Genomic DNA, 18,095 nt, shown 5'->3' with positions numbered 1-18,095 from the left:
ACTGAGGATGCGCGTACTTTTTTCGATGTTGTTGCTGGTCGGGTTTGCGGTGAGCGCGGCAGAACCGACTCAGACATTTACCGATGATTTGGGGCGCAAGGTCGTTGTGCCGGTTCATCCGAAACGGATTGTCTCGCTGCATGACCTGGATATCACCATCCCGCTCATTGAGCTTGGCGTACCGCCGGTAGCCAGCCACGGCCGTACGCGACCGGACGGCAGCCATTTTCTGCGCTCCAGCGGCATGCTAACGGGCGTCGATTTCGATAATTCCGACATCAAGTTTATCGGCACTGCGGATATCGACATTGAGGCCATCGCCGCTGCAAAACCGGATCTGATTATCACTGAGCCGACCCGCAACACGCCGGTGGAACAGCTGCAAAAAATTGCCCCGACGGTGAGCATCGATCATCTCGACGGCGGTGCGCCGGAAATCTACCGCAAGCTGGCGCAACTTACCGGAACGCAGGCGCAACTGAAGATCCTGGAGCGCCGCTATAAGGAACAAATCAACGCGCTGAAAGCGACGGTGGATACCCGTAAAATTAGCGTATCAGTGATTCAGGCGAATCAGGGAAAGATTAACGCCATGCACAGCTACCACTCGTTGGGGCGTGTACTGCGTGATGCCGGGTTCACCTTCCCGCCGCTAATTGAGGCCATCCCGGAAGGGGGACGGATTGACGTCAGCGCCGAGCGCCTGCCGGAGCTGGATGCTGATTTCGTCTTCGCCACCTGGCGCGGGGATACCGGGGGTAAACCGCAGGACGAGCTGGCAGCGATGGAGGCGGTAATGCCTGGCTGGTGTCAGTTCCTGAACGCCTGCCGAACCGGACATTACGTGCTGATCTCGCGTGAAGAGGCCATCTCGAATTCCTTCGCGTCTTTAGGCCTGATGGCCGCTCAGGTGCAATCGCAGATCGCCGGGCGACCACTGCCGGAGGCATCACGGTGATCCGCAAAGAGAAAGGGCGCGTGGATGTCTACGGTGACCGCTTTCGTTCGCGTGCGCACCAGTTGACGCCGCGCGTGCTGCAGGTGGCAAGCTATATCAATGAGAACCGCGAAGCGGTGATGGAACAGACCGCAATGGAGATCGCGACGCAGTTGAAAACCTCGGATGCCACCGTCGTTCGCGCCATTCAGGCGCTGGGGTTTGCCGGGCTGCGCGATCTCAAACAGACGCTGGAACAGTGGTTTGGTCCAGTGGTCAGCTCCAGCGAAAAGATGTCTACCACGGTGAATACACTGACCAGCGATGTCAACGCGAGCATTGATTTTGTGCTGGAGGGACATCAGCACACCCTGGACGTGTTATCCGAACCCCACAACCGCTATGCGATGGCTCAGGCGGTCTCACTGCTGGCACAGGCGAGGCAGGTCGCGATTTTTGGTATCGGCGCATCGGGTATTCTGGCCGAGTACACCGCCAGGTTGTTCAGCCGTATGGGATTACCCGCCACACCGCTTAACCGCACAGGAATAGGGCTTGCCGAACAGCTCATCGCCCTTCAGCGCGGTGACGTGCTGGTGATGATGGCCCAGAAATCCGCGCACCGGGAGGGGCAAACCACGCTGCGTGAAGCAAAACGTCTCGGTATCCCGACTATCCTGCTGACCAACGCTCTGGACTCGCGTTTCAGTAAAGAGGCCAGCGTGGTGATCCACGTCCCGCGCGGCGGCGAAAAGGGCAAAATCCCACTTCATGGTACGGTACTGTTGTGTCTGGAGATGATTATTGTGTCCGTCGCCTCCACCGAGCCGCAGCGCACCATCAAATCAATGAAGCGGATCAACGAGTTTCATCGGGGATTAAAACCGGGGAAGAAAAGTAGCTAAAAACAAAGCCCGGTGGCGCTAGCGCTTACCGGGCCTGGGGGAAACTTAAACCCCTTGCTCCAGAATACGGATGTGGGTTTCCAGCACGTCACCCTTCACCGCGTCGCTCCACGCTTTCATGTGCGGGGTCTGCAGGTGCGCTTCAAGATGCGTGACGGTTTCCCACTGCTCAACCATGATGATCGAGTCCGGCGCGGTGGCCTGGAAGCTGGCGTCAGTGGAGGCATCCACCATTGGCGCGTAGCCATGGCAGCCTTCTTCTTTCAGTACGGTCGGGATAATTTTCGCGAACTGATCCAGCACCGCCTGACGGTGATGTTGACCTGGACGAGTACGGATTTCTGCGATAACGGTAAGCATGTTTACTACTCCTTTAATTCCAGGCTACCAGTTAAGCAAAAATTTCCGCGAGATGCTTGCGATATTCTGCGATATAGCGCGGGACATCAGGCATTTTAATCACGTCGTTGACGATAAAGGTTGGCAGCGGATCCATCCCCAGGAACTGGTTAGCCTTATGGAACGGCAGGTATGCGCCGTCAACGCCTACGCCTTCGAAAAACTGATCTTTCTCGGTGAAGGCTTCCAGCGGGGCGTTCCAGGTCAGTGACAGCATATATTTTTTGCCCTGAATCAGACCGCCTGAACCGTATTTTTTGGACGCGTCAGAGCGGGTGCGGCCATCGCTGGCATACAGAGAGCCGTGACCTTCAGTGAACACGTCATCCATGTATTTTTTCACGGTCCACGGCGCGCCCATCCACCAGCCCGGCATCTGCCAGATCACCACGTCAGCCCACAGGAAGTTCTGCACTTCGGCTTTCACGTCATAGTTGCTGTCTGCACGCACGACCTTAACATCATGCCCGGCGTCGCGCAGGAAACCGTCCGCGACCTCGGTCAGGGTGTCATTCAACTGGCCTTTAGAGTGCGCAAATTCTTTTGCACCGTTAATAATCAGAATATTGCTCATTATTTGTCCTCGATGATGAGAGTATGGCGGGTATTCTACGCGCGAGGACGGAGCGGAAAAATGAGCAAAATGTGCAAAGTCTTTTGCGCTAAATGCAATAATCCCTTACCAGCTGACCTTCACTTCAAAACCGCCTCCCGCCACATTGCTTAATGAAACACGCATACCGTGCAGGGCGGCGATACGCTTCACAATGGATAATCCGAGCCCGCTGCCCGTGGCATCCTGCCCCGGTGGTCGATAAAATCGCTCGCCGAGGCGCGCCAGCGCATCAGGCGAAATACCAGGGCCGTTGTCGCGCACGGTAAAGCTTCGGGTGTCCAGCGTCACGTCCACCACGCTGCCTCGCGGGCTATAACGAATGGCGTTATCCAGCAGGTTGCGAACAAGCAGGCTCAGGAGCAGCTGCTGACCCGTGCGTGTAACCTCTGGCGCATTGATGTTCAGCCGGATATCAATGCCTGCCTGTTGAGCGGGATGCCAGATATCCAGCACTGCCGACTGCAGTAAATCGGCAAGGGTAATCGGTTCGACATCGTCAAGATTATCCAGTGAATCCAGACGCGACAGCGTAAGAAGTTGATCCACCAGCCGGGACGCACGGTCAATACCCGCATGCAGTTGTGTGAGCGCTTTTGCCTGCGCCTGCGGATCGTCCGAGGAGAGCTGTGCCACGTCAGTTTGCACTTTCAGGGCCGCCAGCGGACTGCGTAATTCGTGGGCGGCATCGGAGGTAAAACGGCGCTCGCGGGTCATCATCTCCTGGGTGCGGGCGAACAGATGATTCAGCAAGTCGAGCAGGGGGCGCACTTCCGTGGGGACACCCTGAACCGTCAGCGGTTCGGTGGCATCTGGCGAGCGGGAGCGCAGGGTCTGCGCCAGTTTTTTCAGCGGCCTGAGTTCACGGCTTAACAGTAGGATTAGCAACAACAGCATCACGGGGAGCGCCACCAGCCACGGCGTAAGCTGCGAACTGACTATATCCAGCGCCATATCCTGCCGGTACTCCCGCTCCTGGCCGATCACCACGCGGTACTTTCCGTCGGGGGAGGTCAGCCATAAAAAACGCCACTCGTCGTTGTCGCCCTGCAGCTGCCCGTTATCAAACCCGTCGCGGCGATAGTGGTACGGAATATCACGCCCGTTTTCCCCGTCGTTCAGTATCATTTTGCCGTCGACGGTATAGATGGCGAAAGCCAGCGCGTCGTCATCCAGACGACCATGCTTCGCTTTCTTTGGGATCTCACGCATGCGCTCGGGGGCACGGATCTCATCAAGATCCATTGTCAGCAGCCGTTTGGCAAATAGCATTTGCTGGGTATCAAACAGCTTATCGAGCTTATGTGTCGTCTGCTGCCAGGCGACCAGGCTGGCGGCAAACCAGGCCGTCAGAGAGAGCAGCAGGAAGAGAAGCGTCAGGCGAAGTTTCAGGCTCAGTTTCATGCGTCACCCAGGGTATAGCCGATGCCATGCACGGTGCGGATAAACTCGCTACCAAGTTTACGGCGCAGATGATGGACGTGAACCTCTATGGCATTGCTGGAGACCTCATCGTCCCAGGTATACAGTTTTTCTTCGATCAGCTTACGCGGCAACACCCGGCCTGCATTACGCATCAGCAGCTCAAGCAGCGCGAATTCTTTGGGTTTGAGCGTCAGCGTTTCGCCGTCCAGCGTGGCGATGAGACGGGTCGGATCGAGCGTGACGTTGCCGTGGCGAAGCTCGCTGCGTGCCTGTCCATGGCTGCGGCGGACCAGTGCTTCGAGACGGGCACCGACCTCGATCAGGGCGAACGGCTTACAAAGGTAATCATCCGCGCCCAGACGCAACCCTTCAACACGCTGGTTCAGTGCATCCCGCGCGGTCAGGATCAGCACCGGTTCGCTGCGCCCGCTTTCGCGCCAGCCACGCAGGATCTCCAGCCCGTCAATTTCCGGTAACGTCAGATCCAGCACCACGGCATCATACGGCGCGCTATACAGTGCTGCCTGACCCGTTTTTCCGTCGGTAAACCAGTCCACGCTAAAGCCCATTTTGCCTAAACCCGTTTTGATGCCATCGCCGATTAACCTGTCATCTTCTACCAGTAAAATGCGCATGTTCCCTCCTTGATGTCGTCAGTAAACCCTCTGTAAGCGCCTGCTGTACAGCAATAATAAATAAATTTTTCCCTTAAGAAGTTGTTAAGGATTACCCTGTTAAATGGACTGCGAAACCAGATTAAAGGGAGAGTTAATATGAAAAAATTCGCTGCAATTGCCGCCATCATGATGATGACCACTGCCCCTGTTTTTGCTGCACAGGGTGGATTTAACGGCCCGTCGGCCACACAAACCCAGACCCAAACGCAGGCAGGCGGCTTTGTCGATAATGACGCGAACCTCACCACCGCGGTGAAGGTGAAAGAGATGAAGGATGACAGCTGGGTGAAGCTGCGCGGGAACATCACCCAGCGCCTGTCCGACGATCGCTATACCTTCCGCGATGAGACCGGCACGGTCAACGTGGAGATTGACCACAAGCGCTGGAACGGCGTGACTGTAAGTCCACAGGATAAAGTGGAAATCCAGGGTAAGGTCGATAAAGAGTGGAACGACTTCGAAATCGACGTGAAGCAGGTTATTAAGCTGAACAAATAACCCGGAAAAGGCCGCATAAGCGGCCCTTTTTCTTTGTGACTCAACACGGCAGATAAGGTAGTATCTGCGGCAATATTGCCTGAAACCCTTCGGTTTCTGAGTTGAGGAATCACACGTAATGAGCGATATGGCAGAGCGCCTCGCGCTACATGAATTCACGGAAAACGCCTACCTGAACTACTCCATGTACGTCATCATGGACAGGGCGTTGCCGTTTATCGGGGATGGCCTGAAGCCTGTTCAGCGCCGCATCGTCTATGCGATGTCCGAGCTGGGGCTGAATGCCAGCGCCAAGTTCAAGAAATCCGCCCGTACCGTTGGTGATGTACTGGGTAAATACCATCCACACGGCGACAGCGCCTGTTATGAAGCGATGGTGTTGATGGCACAGCCGTTCTCTTACCGCTATCCACTGGTGGATGGCCAGGGGAACTGGGGGGCGCCGGACGATCCAAAATCCTTCGCAGCGATGCGTTATACCGAATCCCGTCTGTCTAAATATGCCGAAGTGCTGCTGGGCGAACTGGGTCAGGGAACCGTTGACTGGGTGCCAAACTTCGACGGCACGATGCAGGAGCCGAAGATGCTGCCTGCGCGCCTGCCGAACATTCTGCTGAACGGCACCACCGGTATCGCGGTTGGTATGGCGACAGACATCCCGCCGCACAACCTGCGTGAAGTGGCGAAAGCCGCCATCACCCTGATTGAACAGCCGAAAACCTCGCTGGACGAGCTGCTGGATATTGTGCAGGGGCCGGACTATCCAACCGAAGCGGAGATCATCACCTCCCGCGCGGAAATCCGTAAAATCTACCAGAACGGTCGCGGCTCCGTGCGTATGCGCGCGGTGTGGACCAAAGAAGACGGTGCGGTGGTGATCACCGCGCTGCCGCATCAGGTCTCCGGCGCCAAAGTGCTGGAACAGATTGCCGCCCAGATGCGCAATAAGAAGCTGCCGATGGTGGACGATCTGCGCGACGAATCGGATCACGAGAACCCGACTCGTCTGGTGATCGTGCCGCGTTCCAACCGCGTGGACATGGAGCAGGTGATGAACCACCTGTTTGCCACCACCGATCTGGAAAAAAGCTACCGCATCAACCTGAACATGATTGGCCTCGACGGGCGTCCGGCGGTGAAAAACCTGCTGGAGATCCTCACCGAATGGCTGACCTTCCGCCGCGATACGGTACGCCGTCGTCTGAACCACCGTCTGGAGAAAGTGCTTAAGCGCCTGCATATCCTCGAAGGTTTGCTGGTGGCGTTCCTCAATATCGACGAAGTGATTGAGATCATTCGTACCGAGGACGAGCCTAAGCCTGCGCTGATGTCGCGCTTTGGCATCAGCGAAACCCAGGCCGAAGCGATCCTCGAACTGAAACTGCGCCATCTTGCCAAACTGGAAGAGATGAAGATCCGCGGTGAGCAGAGCGATCTGGAAAAAGAGCGCGATCAGCTGCAGGCGATCCTCGCGTCCGAACGCAAGATGAACAACCTGCTGAAAAAAGAGCTGCAGGCCGATGCCGACGCATTTGGTGATGACCGTCGTTCTCCGCTGCACGAGCGCGAAGAAGCGAAGGCAATGAACGAGCACGACATGCAGCCGTCCGAGCCGGTGACCATTGTCCTGTCACAAAGCGGCTGGGTGCGCAGCGCTAAAGGCCACGACATCGACGCGCCAGGGCTGAGCTACAAAGCGGGCGACAGCTTCAAAGCCGCCGTGAAAGGGAAGAGCAACCAGCCGGTGGCGTTTATCGACTCTACGGGCCGTAGCTACGCGATTGACCCAATCACGCTGCCTTCCGCGCGCGGGCAGGGCGAGCCGCTCACCGGCAAGCTGACGCTGCCGCCGGGTGCCACGGTTGACCATATGCTGATGGAAGCCGACGAGCAGAAACTGCTGCTGGCGTCTGATGCCGGTTACGGTTTTATCTGTACCTTTAACGATCTTGTCTCTCGCAACCGTGCCGGTAAGGCGCTGATTAGCCTGCCGGATAACGCCCACGTTATGCCGCCGCTGGTGATTGAGAATGAGAGTGACATGCTGCTGGCGATCACCACCGCCGGGCGTATGCTGATGTTCCCGGTTAGCGATCTGCCTGAACTGTCAAAAGGCAAGGGTAACAAGATCATCAACATCCCGTCGGCGGAAGCAGCGAAGGGTGAAGATGGTCTCGCGCACCTCTTCCTTCTGCCGCCGCAGAGCACGCTGACCATTCATGTCGGTAAGCGTAAAATCAAACTTCGTCCGGAAGAGTTGCAGAAGGTCGTCGGTGAGCGCGGCCGTCGCGGTTCACTGATGCGTGGCCTGCAGCGTATTGACCGCGTGGAGATTGACTCTCCTGCACGCAGCACCGCAGGTGACAGCGAAGAGTAATGTCGTGATATCCCCCTCTGTCCGGAGGGGGAGTTTCAATAAAATTTCCCGTAAAATCGTTGTTAATTCGTGCGTTGCGATTAACAATACGCGCTCGTAATAAAGTCCTTACCTGGCCACAGGTGAAGTATAATTGTCAGCTGTTGGGGCTTCAGAGGTCGCTATGCTATACATTGTTCGTCTTATTCTTACCGTTATCTACTGCATTCTGGTCTGTATTTTCGGCTCTATTTATTGCCTGTTCAGCCCGCGTAATCCGAAGCATGTTGCCACCTTTGGTCATATGTTTGGTCGTCTTGCGCCGCTGTTTGGTCTGAAGGTTGAAAAACGTTTGCCGGAAGGCGCTGAGAATTTCGGTAATGCCATCTTTATCGCCAACCATCAGAACAACTACGATATGGTGACGGCCTCTAATATCGTTCTTCCACCAACCGTGACGGTGGGGAAAAAGAGCCTGCTGTGGATCCCGTTTTTCGGCCAGTTGTACTGGCTCACCGGTAACCTGCTGATCGACCGTAATAACCGTGCAAAAGCGCACAGCACTATTGCGGAAGTCGTGAATCATTTTAAAAAACGCAGAATATCCATCTGGATGTTCCCGGAAGGGACGCGCAGCCGTGGTCGTGGCCTGCTGCCGTTTAAAACTGGCGCGTTTCATGCCGCAATTGCGGCAGGTGTTCCAATTATTCCTGTGTGTGTTTCCAATACTTCTAATAAGATTAATCTTAATCGCCTGAATAATGGGTTGGTAATTGTCGAAATGCTGCCACCCGTCGATACCAGCAAATACGGTAAAGATCAGGTGCGTGAGCTGGCAGCACACTGCCGCGAGCTGATGGCTCAGCATATTGCGCTGCTCGACAAAGAAGTCGCAGAGAGAGAAGCCGCCGGTAAGATTTAATCCGGCGTTAAAGGGAAAACGAATTCCCGCGTTGTTAGTCGTTTCAGATGGAGCTTATATGTCACTCAGTCGGCGTCAGTTTATTCAGGCTTCAGGGATCGCCCTTTGTGCGGGTGCGATGCCGCTGACAGCCAGCGCCGCCGGGCAGCAACAGCCGCTGCCCATTCCGCCGTTAATTGAATCCCGTCGCGGACAACCGCTTTTCCTGACATTACAGCGCAGCCACTGGTCCTTTACCCAGGGGACGCGTGCGCCGGTATGGGGCATTAACGGGCGTTACCTTGGGCCGACCATACGCGTATGGAATGGCGATGACGTTAAACTCATCTACAGTAACCGCACGTCCGAAAATGTTGCCATGACCATCAGCGGTTTACAGGTTCCTGGCCCGCTGATTGGCGGTGCGCCGAGGATGATGTCACCCAATGCTGACTGGGCGCCAGTGCTGCCCATTCGTCAGAGTGCGGCAACGCTGTGGTATCACGCCAATACCCCTAACCGCACTGCACAACAGGTGTATAACGGTCTGGCCGGGATGTGGCTGGTAGAAGATGAGGTCAGCAAATCCCTGCCGATCCCGAATCACTACGGTGTGGATGATTTCCCGATCATTATCCAGGACAAACGTCTGGATAATTTCGGTACGCCGGAATACAGCGAGCCGGGCAGCGGTGGCTTCGTCGGCGACACGCTGCTGGTCAATGGTGCGCAAAGCCCTTACGTTGAAGTCTCGCGTGGCTGGGTGCGTCTGCGTCTGCTCAACGCCTCAAACTCGCGCCGTTATCAGCTGAAAATGAGTGATGGCCGCGCGCTGCACGTGATCTCCGGTGACCAGGGCTTTTTACCTGCGCCGGTTTCCGTCAAACAACTGGCGCTGTCGCCGGGTGAACGTCGTGAAATTCTCATTGATATGACGAATGGGGATGAAGTGTCTGTCACCTGCGGTGAAGCAGCAAGTATTGTTGACCGTATTCGAGGGTTCTTTGAGCCGTCGAGCATTCTTGTTTCTACTCTGGTGCTGACCCTGCGCCCAACCGGTCTGCTGCCGTTGGTGACCGACAGCCTGCCCATGCGCCTGCTGCCGCAGGAGATCATGAGCGGTTCGCCTGTGCGCAGCCGCGATATCAGCCTGGGCGACGATCCGGGTATCAACGGCGCGCTGTGGGACGTCAACCGTATCGACATTACCGCGCAGCAGGGTAGTTGGGAGCGCTGGACCGTGCGTTCCGACATGCCGCAGTCGTTCCATATTGAAGGTGTGTCATTCCTGATCCGCAACGTGAACGGCGCGATGCCTTTCCCGGAAGACCGTGGCTGGAAAGACACCGTCTGGGTGGATGGTCAGGTCGAACTGCTTGTCTACTATGGTCAGCCTTCGTGGCCGCACTTCCCGTTCCTGTTCCACAGCCAGACGCTGGAGATGATGGACAGGGGGTCAGTGGGGCAGATGCTGGTCAACCCTGCGCCATAACCCCCCGACATTCCCGGTTCGCCGGGAATGTTTTATGCCCGCCAGAAAAAGCGCGAGAAGAGGATCAGCACCGGATAAATTTCCAGACGCCCTAAGATCATCGCTGCGCACATCAACAGCTTGGCCTCTTCTTTTAACGTCCCGAAGGTGGACGCGGTCTCGCCAAAACCCAGCCCCATGTTATTGATACAGGCAGCGACCGTTGCAAATGACGTAAACAGGTCGTAGCCCATCAGATTGAGCGCCCAGACAAAAAAGCCCGTAATCATCACGTAGAGGAAAAAGAAGCTCCATACCGAGCGCAGGACGCGTTCATTCACCACGCTTTTACCGACCTTGATACTCAGTAGCGCGCGCGGATGTGCAAGCTGATTCATTTCCTGAATACTCTGTTTGAACATGATCAGAAAACGCAGTGCTTTGATCCCGCCACAGGTCGAACCCACGCAGCCACCAAAAAAGCTGGCGCTCAACAGCAGGAAAATGGTGTGGGCAGGCCAGTGCGCATAATCGGCCGTCGAAAGACCGTTATCGGTCATCATCGAACTGGCCAGGAAGAAAGCATGAACCAGGCTATCCGTCGCGTTGTACATCCCCGCATGCCAGACCTGCCAGGCGGTAATGACAATCACCACTGCGGCGGCACCCAGAAAGAATTTAACCTCCGGGCTGCGGCGAATCGGCTTCAGGGTGCGTCTGACAATCGCGACGTACCAGAGGGTGAAGTTGAACGCGGAGAGCAGCGAAAACGCGCCGGCGACGAGTTCAATCGCGTGGCTGTCGTAAAAACCAATGCTCTCGCTGCGGGTGGAGAATCCGCCCAATGACACGGTCGAAAGCCCGTGACAGATGGCGTCAAAAAAAGACATGCCCGCCAGCCAGTAGGCCAGGGTGCAGGCCGCGCCCAGCGCGAAGTAAGTTACCCACAGCGTGCGCGCGGTATCGGCAAGGCGGGGAGTCAGACGCTCCTCCTTGAACGGCCCCGGCATCTCTGACTGATACAGTTTCATGCCACCGATGCCCAGCAGCGGCAGGACCGCGACGGCCAACACGATGACGCCTAAGCCACCAATGAAATTCAGCTGGGCGCGGTAATATAGGTACGACTTAGGCAGGGCGCTGACGTCCCCGATTACCGTTGCACCGGTAGTGGTTATCCCGGAAACCCCTTCGAAGAGCGCGTCAGCAAAGGAAAGATGCAGACCATCGTCCATCCATAACGGCATGGCACTGATCAATGAAAACAGCAGCCAGAACAGCACGATAATCACAAACCCGTCGCGGGTGCGCAACTGAATACCGGCATGACGGGTTGCCCTCCACGTCACTCCACCCAGGCTGAAAAAGGTTAAAAAGGTGGTTAAAAACGCAAAGTAGGTCCGCTCTTTATTCAGCAGGGCGATGACCATTGGCGGCAGCATCGAAAGGCTGTACAGCAGAACCAGAAAACCGCAGAGGTGAAGGACAACCCGCAGCTGGGAAATGTGTAACGAATCGTTGGACTTCACAGCAGAACTCCGCGCAAGAACACGTTCCGGGGGCAAAACACCGGAAGATATAGTGGATATTATGATCCAAAATTAACAGGGCGCTGTATTTTAACGACTTCCAGGAATATCTGTCTGCTTCATGCATCCTTTTCTTCAAATGTGGCGGATGAACAGCGTATAATCCGGCTCCTTTTGTCTATTTTTTCTTCGGAAGCATTATGAGCGCAATTTCCCTGATCCAGCCGGATCGTGACCTCTTCTCCTGGCCCCAGTACTGGGCGGCCTGCTTTGGACCGGCGCCGTTCCTGCCGATGTCCCGGGAAGAGATGGACCAACTGGGCTGGGACAGCTGCGACATCATTCTGGTCACGGGCGATGCCTACGTTGACCATCCGAGCTTCGGCATGGCCATTTGTGGCCGCATGCTCGAAGCACAAGGCTTCCGCGTGGGGATCATCTCTCAGCCGGACTGGAACAGCAAAGACGACTTCATGCGTCTGGGTAAACCCAACCTGTTCTTCGGTGTGACCGCCGGCAATATGGACTCAATGATCAACCGCTATACCGCTGACCGTAAGCTGCGTCATGACGATGCCTACACCCCGGATAACGTGGCGGGCAAACGTCCGGACCGCGCCACCCTGGTGTATACCCAACGCTGTAAAGAAGCCTGGAAAGATGTGCCGGTGATCCTGGGCGGCATTGAAGCAAGTCTGCGCCGCACCGCGCACTACGATTACTGGTCAGATACCGTGCGCCGCTCGGTGCTGGTAGATTCCAAAGCCGATATGCTGATTTACGGTAACGGCGAGCGTCCGCTGGTGGAAGTGGCGCACCGTCTGTCGCAGGGCGAGCCGGTGAGCAGCATCCGCGACGTGCGCAATACCGCGATTATGGTGAAAGAGGCGCTGCCGGGCTGGAGCGGGGTGGATTCCCGTATTATTGATATGCCGGGCAAAATCGACCCGATCCCGCATCCGTATGGTGAAGATTTGCCGTGTGCCGATAACAAGCCGGTTGAGCCAAAGAAAGCGGAAGCGAAGGCGATTGTCGTGCAGCCGCCACGCCCGAAACCGTGGGAAAAAACCTACGTACTGCTGCCGTCCTACGAGAAGGTAAAAGCTGACAAAGTGCTCTACGCGCATGCGTCGCGTATTCTGCACCATGAAACCAACCCGGGCTGTGCCCGCGCACTGCTGCAGAAACACGGCGAGCGCTATATCTGGATCAACCCGCCAGCGATCCCGCTGTCAACTGAAGAGATGGATAGCGTCTTTGCGCTGCCTTATAAGCGCGTGCCGCACCCGGCATATGGCAACGCCCGTATCCCGGCGTATGAGATGATCCGCTTCTCGATCAACATCATGCGCGGCTGCTTCGGCGGGTGCTCGTTCTGCTCTATTACCGAGCATGAAGGACGCATCATCCAGAGCCGCTCTGAAGATTCGATCATCAATGAGATCGAAGCTATTCGCGATACCGTACCGGGTTTTACTGGCGTGATCTCCGATCTTGGCGGCCCAACCGCCAACATGTACATGCTGCGCTGTAAGTCGCCGCGTGCAGAGCAAACCTGCCGTCGTCTGTCCTGCGTCTATCCGGATATCTGCCAGCACATGGATACCAACCATGAGCCGACAATCAATCTCTATCGCCGCGCCCGCGACCTTAAAGGCATCAAGAAGATCCTCATCGCCTCCGGAGTACGTTACGACATCGCCGTGGAAGATCCGCGCTACATCAAAGAGCTGGCAACGCACCACGTTGGCGGCTATCTGAAGATTGCGCCGGAGCACACCGAAGAAGGCCCGCTGTCGAAAATGATGAAGCCGGGCATGGGCAGCTATGATCGCTTTAAACAGTTGTTCGATACCTACTCTAAGCAGGCAGGGAAAGAGCAGTACCTAATCCCTTACTTCATCTCTGCCCACCCGGGTACGCGCGATGAGGACATGGTGAACCTGGCGCTGTGGCTGAAACAGCGTCGCTTCCGTCTGGATCAGGTGCAGAACTTCTACCCGTCACCGCTCGCCAACTCGACGACCATGTATTACACCGGCAAGAACCCGCTGAGTAAGATTGGTTATAAGAGCGAAGACGTGGTGGTGCCAAAAGGGGATAAACAGCGCCGTCTGCACAAAGCGCTGCTGCGTTATCACGATCCGAAAAACTGGCCGCTGATCCGTCAGGCGCTGGAAGATATGGGTAAAAAGCACCTGATTGGCTCGCGTCGCGACTGTCTGGTACCGGCTCCTACCCTGGATGAAATGCGCGAGGCGCGTCGTCAGAATCGCAATACGCGCCCGGCGTTGACCAAGCACACACCGATCGTGCACCAGCGTTCAAACGGTGGGACGACGGCGAAGAAGCCAGCCAAACGTAAAGCGTAAAATAAAAACCCCGGCAAGCCGGGGTTTTTTTATCTATCCGCCAAACTGATCCGGGTCTGGCCCAAGCCGTTTGCCCTTATCCAGTTTCGCAATCTCACCCAACTCATCTTTGTCCAGGCGGAAATCCCAGACGTCGAAGTTCTCGGCGATGCGCGAAGGGGTGACCGATTTCGGGATCACCACCAGGCCGTTATCCAGATGCCAGCGAATCACAATCTGTGCTGGCGTCTTACCGTATTTATCCGCCAGGTCGCGAATAATTTTCTGATCAAATACGCCTTCACCACCCTGAGCCAGCGGGCTCCAGGATTCGGTCTGGATATTGTGGGTTGCGTTCCAGGCGTGAAGCTGGCGCTGCTGCATCAGCGGGTGCAGCTCGATCTGATTGATGACAGGAGCGATACCCGTCTCGTCGATCAGGCGCTGCAGATGGTGAACCTGGAAATTACAAACACCGATACTTTTCACCCGTCCCTCTTTTTGCAGCTCAATCATTCCTTTCCAGGCATCAACATAATGGTCGATAGCCGGAACAGGCCAGTGCATCAGCCAGAGATCGATGTAATCGAGCTGGAGCTTGTCCAGGCTCTCCTGCAGGGCTTCGCGGGGGCGCTTTTGATCGTCGTTCCACAGTTTAGTGGTAATGAAAAGGTCGTCGCGGGGCAGGCCAGCGCTGGCCAGTGCCTTACCCACACCGTCTTCGTTTTTGTACGCAGCGGCGGTATCAATCGACCTGTAGCCGACTTCCAGGGCTTTATGAATGGCGGAGACGACCTCGTCGTTACCGGCTTTCCATACGCCGAGCCCCAGTTGGGGCATCACGTTGCCGTCCTTCAGCCTGATTACGGTTTGGTTTGCCATTTTTCCTCCTTCAGGTGCGCATCGTCGGAGGGTTTCTCCGACGATGGGGTGTGCATTAAGTCTGGACGAAATGTCAAAAAACGAAAGTCGGGAGGACAAAAACGCTTAGCGTGCCGCTTCGTAGATACGACGGCTCACGTCCAGCGTGATGTCGCCGTGCTCACCCAGGTGAGTCATACCGTGTTCTTCCAGTTTCGCCAGCAGGGTAGGGATGGAGCTACCATCCAGGCCGTAGCCAGAGAGACGCGTTGGCACGCCCAGGCCTTCAAAGAAGTTGCGGGTCGCTTCGATGGCGGCATCAATACGCGCATCGTCAGAACCTTCGGTAATGTTCCACACGCGCTCGGCGTACTGCAGCAGTTTGGCGCGTTTGGTGTCACGTTTTTCGTTCCACAGCGCAGGCAGTACTACGGCCAGCGTCTGAGCGTGATCCAGACCGTGCATGGCCGTCAGTTCGTGGCCCAGCATATGGGTTGCCCAGTCCTGAGGCACACCCGCACCGATCAGGCCATTAAGCGCCTGCGTTGCCGCCCACATCACATTGGCGCGAACATCGTAGTTTTCTGGCTCTTTCAGCGCTTTCGGACCTTCTTCAACCAGCGTCAGCAAAATGCCTTCCGCGAAGCGATCCTGAATTTTGGCATCCACCGGGTAGGTCACGTACTGCTCAACGGTATGCACAAAGGCGTCGACCACACCGTTAGCCACCTGACGTGCAGGCAGGGTGTAGGTGTAAACCGGGTCGAGGATGGCGAACACAGGCTGAACGTGTTCGTTCATAAAGGCCTGTTTATCACCGGTGGTTTTGCGGGAGATCACGGCACCTTTGTTGGATTCAGAGCCCGTGGCTGGCAGAGTCAGTACGGAGCCCATCGGGATAGCGCTTTTCACGTCGCTGCCACGGGTTTCCAGGATATGCCATGGGTCGATGCCGTCAGCGTAATGTGCCGCTGCGGCGATGAACTTAGTGCCATCCAGCACTGAGCCACCGCCAACGGCCAGCAGGAAGGTGATGTTCTCTTCGCGGGCGATTTTCACTGCATTCATCAGCGTTTCGTAAGACGGGTTTGGCTCAATGCCGCCGAATTCACGCACGTCCAGACCTTCCAGGGCACTGTAAACCTGATCCAGCACGCCGGTTTTTTTCACGCTGCCGCCACCGTAGGTGATCAGTACGCGGGCGTCAGCAGGGATCTGTGCGCGCAACTCGGCAATAGCGCCTTTACCAAACAGAATGCGGGTTGGGGTGTGGAGATTAAAGTTGTTCATTGCTCGTTCCCTTATGTGGGTGAAAAATCGTGGTGGCGCAGAAGGCTACCTGATGCTGCACATTGTGGCTGTCCGGGGCTATCCTCTCAATGCACATTCCTGCCGATGTCTTGCCCATTTCTACAGCGCGCTGGAGAAAGCGCGGAAAAGCACGCACACTATCAACGTCGGAAACCGTACCCGGAGTAACGTAATATGAACCGTGAAGCGATCTGTCATCAGCTCACAATGCAGATTAAGAGACTGATAGATAATGAAAATAGTGTCAGCAATTTGCTGCCGGACATTCGCCTGCTCTACGGTACGCAACCCGGGACGCGCACGCCGGTCATGTATCAACCAGGCATCGTTTTTCTCTTTTCTGGCCATAAAATTGGCTATATCAATGAACGAGTCTTCCGTTACGACACCAATGAATACCTGCTGCTGACAGTACCTTTACCCTTTGAATGTGAAACTTTCGCGACAGAGGCCGTTCCGCTGGCGGGTATTCGCGTCAATGTCGATATTCTTCAGTTGCAGGAGCTGCTGATGGAGATTGGTGAAGACGAGCTTTTCCAGCCTTCAATGGCATCAAGCGGGATTAACTCCGCGACATTATCTGAAGAGATCCTCTGCGCCATTGAGCGTCTGCTGGACGTAATGGACAGGCCGCTGGATGCACGTATTCTCGGCAAGCAGATTATCCGCGAAATTCTCTACCATGTACTGCTGGGGCCGGGGGGAGGGGCTTTACTCGCGCTGGTGAGCCGACAGACCCACTTCAGCCTGATAAGCCGCGTGCTCAAGCGTATTGAAAGTCAGTACACGGAAAACCTGAGCGTCGACCAGCTCGCGGCAGAAGCGAATATGAGTGTTTCGGCGTTTCACCATAATTTTAAGTCGGTGACCAGCACTTCACCGCTGCAGTATCTCAAAACCTACCGCCTGCATAAGGCGCGAATGCTGATGATCCACGATGGCATGAAGGCCAGCGCGGCGGCGATGAGGGTGGGCTATGAAAGTGCGTCGCAGTTCAGTCGGGAGTTTAAGCGCTACTTCGGCGTCACGCCGGGGGAAGATGCGTCACGTATAAGAACCATGCAGGGAGCGTGAAGGGGAAGCTTAGGCCGGGTAAGCGGTAGCGCCACCCGGCTTTTGTTTATGCACTGCAGTACTTTTTCTTAATCACTACCGCGATGGTCCCTACCAGCCCTGCCACCAGCAGGAAAATCGGCAGCACCATCAGGAAGGTCATCACCTGATCTTCGTGGTGTTTCACGAACGGGATCATATTCAGCGCGTAGCCGAGCGTCGTGACCACACCAACCCACAACAGGGCGCTCAGCCAGTTAAAGAACTGGAAGCGGCGGTTCGACAGACCAGAAATGCCCGCCATTGTTGGCAGCAGAGTACGAACAAACGCCAGAAAACGCCCGGCCAGCAGTGCCAGCAGGCCATGCCGATCAAACATGCAGGTCGCACGTTGATGATATTTATGCGGTAACTGGGCCAGCCAGCTTTTCACGACGCGCGTGTTCCCAAGCCAGCGGCCCTGCAAATAGCTCAGCCAGCAGCCCAGGCTGGCTGCGGAAGTGAGGATCACCATCGTTGGCGTGAAGTCCATGACGCCTTTGCCGATCAACGCCCCGGCAAGTAAAAGCAAACTGTCACCGGGTAAAAATGACGCTGGCAGTAATCCATTTTCCAGAAACAGAGTCGCGAACATCACGAAGTAGACGATACCTAAGACGTGAGGGTCCGCCAGCGCGGCAAAATCATGTTGCCAGAGCGCTGCGATAATATCTTGAATAACAGCCATGGACTTTCCTGTGGAACAGCAGATATGAAACTATTGTACTCCTTTATTTGCGCTTCGGGTTTGATCACGGGCGCAACTCAT

16 protein-coding genes are annotated in these 18,095 nt (G+C 55.9%); 8 read left to right on the top strand and 8 right to left on the bottom strand.

Translation table 11 applies throughout. From position 1 onward, the window contains the following. Positions 1-7 precede the first annotated feature (7 nt). Both AAHF05_RS19200 and AAHF05_RS19195 read left to right on the top strand, forming a co-directional pair. Positions 8-958: an iron-siderophore ABC transporter substrate-binding protein gene (locus AAHF05_RS19200; protein ID WP_129324662.1), complete on the top strand. Its 951-nt coding sequence runs from the start codon at positions 8-10 to the stop codon at positions 956-958. Further along, entirely contained in the window at positions 955-1,842 is an 888-nt protein-coding gene (locus AAHF05_RS19195; RefSeq protein WP_028017165.1) for a MurR/RpiR family transcriptional regulator, read from the top strand. The genes AAHF05_RS19200 and AAHF05_RS19195 overlap by 4 nt, the downstream gene beginning before the upstream one ends. Before the next feature lie 45 nt (positions 1,843-1,887). On the opposite strand, the gene AAHF05_RS19190 is transcribed toward AAHF05_RS19195, so the two are convergent. The 4 genes from AAHF05_RS19190 to qseB form a co-directional block, all read right to left on the bottom strand. Next, complete coding sequence (locus tag AAHF05_RS19190; RefSeq protein WP_128347235.1) at positions 1,888-2,202, bottom strand: putative quinol monooxygenase; 315 nt, start codon at positions 2,200-2,202, stop codon at positions 1,888-1,890. Between the two features lie 31 nt (positions 2,203-2,233). Continuing rightward, complete coding sequence (locus AAHF05_RS19185; RefSeq protein WP_023616895.1) at positions 2,234-2,815, bottom strand: NAD(P)H-dependent oxidoreductase; 582 nt, start codon at positions 2,813-2,815, stop codon at positions 2,234-2,236. 105 nt (positions 2,816-2,920) lie between these two features. Continuing rightward, positions 2,921-4,258, bottom strand: a complete 1,338-nt coding sequence (gene qseC, locus AAHF05_RS19180) for a quorum sensing histidine kinase QseC (protein WP_129324661.1) — start codon at positions 4,256-4,258, stop codon at positions 2,921-2,923. Beyond that, positions 4,255-4,914: a quorum sensing response regulator transcription factor QseB gene (gene qseB / locus AAHF05_RS19175; protein WP_129324660.1), complete on the bottom strand. Its 660-nt coding sequence runs from the start codon at positions 4,912-4,914 to the stop codon at positions 4,255-4,257. Before qseB ends, qseC begins: the two co-directional genes overlap by 4 nt. A 138-nt stretch (positions 4,915-5,052) precedes the next feature. Here qseB and AAHF05_RS19170 point away from each other — a divergent pair, with 138 nt between their 5' ends. The 4 genes from AAHF05_RS19170 to ftsP all read left to right on the top strand — a co-directional run bounded on the left by AAHF05_RS19170 (position 5,053) and on the right by ftsP (position 10,203). Next, positions 5,053-5,454 carry a YgiW/YdeI family stress tolerance OB fold protein gene (locus tag AAHF05_RS19170; protein ID WP_108090468.1) on the top strand — a complete coding sequence of 134 codons (402 nt, stop codon included), beginning with the start codon at positions 5,053-5,055 and terminating at the stop codon, positions 5,452-5,454. Positions 5,455-5,572: 118 nt separating this feature from the next. Continuing rightward, positions 5,573-7,831, top strand: coding sequence for a DNA topoisomerase IV subunit A (gene parC / locus AAHF05_RS19165; RefSeq protein ID WP_129324659.1), 2,259 nt, complete (start codon positions 5,573-5,575; stop codon positions 7,829-7,831). A 163-nt stretch (positions 7,832-7,994) separates the two neighbouring features. Then, the gene (plsC, locus tag AAHF05_RS19160) at positions 7,995-8,732 is read left to right on the top strand and encodes a 1-acylglycerol-3-phosphate O-acyltransferase (protein ID WP_049005051.1); all 738 of its coding nucleotides are present in this window, start codon (positions 7,995-7,997) and stop codon (positions 8,730-8,732) included. 58 nt (positions 8,733-8,790) lie between these two features. Beyond that, on the top strand, positions 8,791-10,203 hold the full coding sequence (ftsP, locus tag AAHF05_RS19155; RefSeq protein WP_028017172.1) for a cell division protein FtsP: 1,413 nt from the start codon (positions 8,791-8,793) through the stop codon (positions 10,201-10,203). Between the two features lie 32 nt (positions 10,204-10,235). Here the strand turns inward: ftsP and AAHF05_RS19150 are convergent, their stop codons facing one another. Beyond that, positions 10,236-11,711 (bottom strand): TrkH family potassium uptake protein, encoded by a 1,476-nt coding sequence (locus tag AAHF05_RS19150; RefSeq protein WP_028017173.1) that lies wholly within the window; start codon positions 11,709-11,711, stop codon positions 10,236-10,238. Between the two features lie 200 nt (positions 11,712-11,911). On the opposite strand from AAHF05_RS19150, the gene AAHF05_RS19145 reads away from it, so the two are divergent. Next, the gene (locus tag AAHF05_RS19145) at positions 11,912-14,083 is read left to right on the top strand and encodes a YgiQ family radical SAM protein (protein ID WP_049005048.1); all 2,172 of its coding nucleotides are present in this window, start codon (positions 11,912-11,914) and stop codon (positions 14,081-14,083) included. A 33-nt stretch (positions 14,084-14,116) separates the two neighbouring features. Here AAHF05_RS19145 and dkgA read toward each other — a convergent pair whose 3' ends face one another. Together dkgA and yqhD are read right to left on the bottom strand one after the other, a co-directional pair. Continuing rightward, positions 14,117-14,944, bottom strand: coding sequence for a 2,5-didehydrogluconate reductase DkgA (gene dkgA, locus AAHF05_RS19140; RefSeq protein ID WP_049005047.1), 828 nt, complete (start codon positions 14,942-14,944; stop codon positions 14,117-14,119). A gap of 105 nt (positions 14,945-15,049) precedes the next feature. Continuing rightward, on the bottom strand, positions 15,050-16,213 hold the full coding sequence (gene yqhD, locus AAHF05_RS19135) for an alcohol dehydrogenase (protein ID WP_129324658.1): 1,164 nt from the start codon (positions 16,211-16,213) through the stop codon (positions 15,050-15,052). A gap of 195 nt (positions 16,214-16,408) precedes the next feature. Between yqhD and AAHF05_RS19130 the strand changes: the two genes are divergently transcribed. Then, a complete protein-coding gene (locus AAHF05_RS19130) occupies positions 16,409-17,308 on the top strand; it encodes an AraC family transcriptional regulator (protein ID WP_129324657.1) in 900 nt (299 codons plus the stop codon). Between the two features lie 46 nt (positions 17,309-17,354). Here AAHF05_RS19130 and yghB read toward each other — a convergent pair whose 3' ends face one another. Next, on the bottom strand, positions 17,355-18,014 hold the full coding sequence (gene yghB / locus AAHF05_RS19125) for a DedA family general envelope maintenance protein YghB (RefSeq protein ID WP_028019647.1): 660 nt from the start codon (positions 18,012-18,014) through the stop codon (positions 17,355-17,357). Between the last annotated feature and the right edge of the window lie 81 nt (positions 18,015-18,095).

Origin of the sequence: Enterobacter adelaidei (genome assembly GCF_041937165.1) — a bacterium.
Classification (GTDB): Bacteria; Pseudomonadota; Gammaproteobacteria; order Enterobacterales; family Enterobacteriaceae; genus Enterobacter; species Enterobacter adelaidei.
This window is presented reverse-complemented; position numbering and strand designations above follow the sequence as displayed.